This is a genomic window from Thalassobaculum litoreum DSM 18839 (assembly GCF_900102465.1).
GTDB classification, from domain to species: domain Bacteria; phylum Pseudomonadota; class Alphaproteobacteria; order Thalassobaculales; family Thalassobaculaceae; genus Thalassobaculum; species Thalassobaculum litoreum.
Map to the genome: position 1 here is coordinate 1 of NZ_FNBW01000040.1, position 3,456 is coordinate 3,456.

A 3,456-nucleotide genomic window follows, 5' to 3' on the forward strand; every position below is an offset into this window, starting at 1 on the left:
CTTGGCTTCCAGAGCCCCATCGCCTTCGAGCGAGAGGCCCAAAAGGTGAGCTAACGGCTCTCCACCAAACCCGGGCAAGTCCAGCCGGCTATGAGCCGGAATGATCGGAATCCGCTCTAGAGCACGCGCGCATTATGCAGCTCCATAGCCATACAACGGTGAGCGGCACGGCAAGCAAGAGAAATCGTAACAAGATAGATATACTGATGGGTGCTAATAGGAAGCATGAACGTCCAGAACAGAAATGCTTATTAAAATAGGTAATGGCGCTCATTGATTTATGCCATTCGACGAATAGGGGCAGTGTGCGGCTGGTGCCTTTCATGTGCATGACGGTGACGTCGGGCACGTAAAGAATTTGGTACCCTGACTTTTGAATTCTCAGGCACAAATCGACGTCTTCAAAATGAAGGAAATAGTCTTCATCCATGCCACCTAGTGCGGTGTAAACCGTACGGGGCATCATCATAAATGCACCGGAAATGCACTGGACGGCAGTCACCGTATCAAAGGGTGGAGTTTCATGTAGGTTGATGCGCTGTGCATGCGGGTTGTTCGGCATGACCTTATCAAGACGAAACAGCTCAACAAGGCACGACCAGGGACTGATCAGGTTACGTCGGCCGCCGCGTTGCTCCGATCCGTCAGAATTCTCTATCTTCAGTGTTAAGGCGGCGGCGGCGGGGTGCTGCGTCAAAACCTCTATTGCGCGCCGCATCGAGCCGGGGCGCATCACGCAGTCCGGGTTTAGGATTAAGATATAATCAGCCTCAGCTGTGGCGACACCCATGTTGCAGCCGCGCGCAAACCCGACATTGCCATGACCACGGAGCACGCGCAGCCGACGATCGGATACGGTGACCTTGTCGACTTTTTTGCGCATGGTCTCGTCATTGCCGTTGTCCACGAGGACAACCCCATCCAGCCCCTCTTGTTCCAGGGCGGCCTGCAGGCAATCGAGCAGCACAGGGCCGGTATAGTAGCTGACGATGATGACCGTACAGGTCCTGGAATCCTGCGGCGGCGTCTTGCGATCTTTCATCGCGCGTTGCCCCAATATGTCCACGCCCACGCGTTATCGCCACTGGATGTTTCGGTCTCAAATACAAGCGTTGCCTCGCCCTCGGGGACGTCGATCGAAAAGGCCTGTGGGCCACGATCGTCTGCCGAGCGAGCAGGATTGAGTTCGCGCTTGAAAAGCAGCGTTTCAGCCTCCGCGTTGCGCAGGCTGATCGAGAAGATCACCGGTACCGGATTGCCCGTTTGCCACGCGGCATCAACATAGCCAAACGTGCCCTCAAGTGAGCGTGGCCCCTGAACCTTGGCGACCAGCCGTGCTGGTGCATGGGCGAAAACGCCCTCTTCCATCACAGTTGGCGCGAATTCGGCACGCTCTGCTGTGGCACCGGCGAGGATACGGGTGACACTTGGTGGTGGGATCGGGTGGTCGGCCATCGGCCGATCGGCGGTGAGCAACCGGCATGTGCCTGCTTCCGCAACAACCGAACGTCCAAATAGAAACCGCTCTATCGTGGTGCGCAGGGGCTCTGGGTAGCGCTCTGGCCCTCCACATGCGACGACGCCGGCGAACGCGCTCTCGCCAAGAGCGCTTTGGGGGGCTTCCAGACTGCGCGCGACAGTGTCAGCTGGAAACCACGCGGCAAGAGCGAGCATTCGGCGCTGGCTGTAATAGGGGATTTCAGATGACCAATCGGCGCCGATCAGCACCAGCCCACTGTCCGGAGGGGTATGATCTTGCACCTTTTGTGCAATCTGGATCGTCTCGTTCTGCTGCCAATCCACACGAAGCAGCGGCAGGTAGTCGCTCCAGAACAGCGTGACGTTCCCGGCGACGAAGATCACCCCCAAACCAGCCGCCAGAGGACGGGAGTAGTCCTGCGCCAGCGCTGCGATCGCGCTACCAAGCGCTAGGATGAGAAATACCCCGTTGGCATATTGGTAGTAGTTGTGCACGGCGTGGAGGTTGGTGAACACAACAAGGGGTGTCAGGAACCCCAGCATGAAGATGATGATTGGCGCTGATACGCGACCAACGATCATCGCTGCGACGACCACGAGCGGCGCCAGCCAGACGCCGTATCCGAGGGCTTCGGGCAGGGTGCGTCCCACCACCGTGCCCCAGAAGGCCTCGCTCACACGCTGCTCGAGGGTGCCGAAATTCCAGCCGGCCAGCGCCTGAGACGTCAGCAGGGCTCCATAGGGGTTCAGGGACTTGATCGCATCCGTATATCCCACCCATAGAGTGCCAAGCGCGATTGGGATCAGACACATCGCGAGCGTCATGCCAAAAGGCGTGATCGCTCGTAGCCAATCCACAGATCCTCGCTCTTTGCGGCCGGCGAATTTCCGCCACAACTGCAACAGGGCGAACAGACACCCCACAACGCAGAAGGCTGGAAATGTCGTCGCCTTCGTAAGCACGCCGAGCGTTCCGGCGACTAAGGCGCCCACGACCGTCCACGCCATAGACCGTGCACTGCTCATCTCAGCGAAGATGTAGCGTAAGACCAGCATGAGCCACAGAACGCAGAAAAACAGCGCCGCCGACTCGATCATCACCGTGCGGGACCAAAAGACGTACAGGGATGACGATAGAAACAACGTTGCCACGATATGGAAGGCTTCCTGCCGAAACCCGAGGCTCAACAGTATCGAGCGCAGCGGCAGCAAGCAGGCAACGAAGAAACCATACGAGACAACCCGGCCGGCGATATCCACCGAGATGCCCAATGAGGCCACCAATGCGGTGAGGATCTGATAGCTTGGAAACTCAAACGGTATGGACCACGGCTGCCCGAGGACAGGGGTTTGATAGTCGAGCGCAATGCCGTCCTTCAGCATGTAGAACGCGGAGATCGCGGTCTGCGCCTGGCGGAACCCGAAGCTGTCGAGGACCGGTATGTCGATCCAAACGACGAAGACGGCAAAGCTCCAGATCAACGACAAGGCGAACAGGCCGACCAGCACCACGCTCGACAGCGTCAAATTCTTACCGCGGCCGCTAAGCAGCATCATACTGAAGGTCCACAATAATACGATCGGCGACACATCCAGTCGCAGGCCTGTGGGCGGTGAAAACGACATTGCACGCCAAATCCTCCAGCGCCGGCATGCCCGCATCGCTGTGGACGGGGCCCAACGCGCCTGGGCTCATCGCACAGCAAATGCTCGCCAAGAGCGGTGATGTTGAAAGCAAGGTCCTGGCCCACAACATGAACAAGTCGGTTGATTAGCAAACGGTCCTCTGTCGGTCGAGCGGCTCCGCACCCCGGGCAATTTCCGCTCGCAGCCGACTGCGGTCTGGCTGGTTTCTCGTTTCATCTGTCGGTTACTCCCAGCCACGGCGGTGGCTATGGTGCACGCGAATCACCATGCCCAGAATCGCAGGCAGAATTGCTGGTTTCAGATTCAGAGTCGACTTTCACGGTGGTGTAC

The 3,456-nt window shown here is 58.3% G+C and carries 2 protein-coding genes; both read right to left on the minus strand.

Annotated features, from left to right (window positions below; genetic code table 11):
* Window positions 1–88: 88 nt before the first annotated feature.
* On the minus strand, window positions 89–1,042 hold the full coding sequence (locus tag BLS34_RS25065; protein WP_093154840.1) for a glycosyltransferase family 2 protein: 954 nt from the start codon (window positions 1,040–1,042) through the stop codon (window positions 89–91).
* Window positions 1,039–3,036, minus strand: coding sequence for a phospholipid carrier-dependent glycosyltransferase (locus tag BLS34_RS25070; RefSeq protein WP_175474392.1), 1,998 nt, complete (start codon window positions 3,034–3,036; stop codon window positions 1,039–1,041). The genes BLS34_RS25065 and BLS34_RS25070 overlap by 4 nt, the downstream gene beginning before the upstream one ends.
* Window positions 3,037–3,456: the final 420 nt, after the last annotated feature.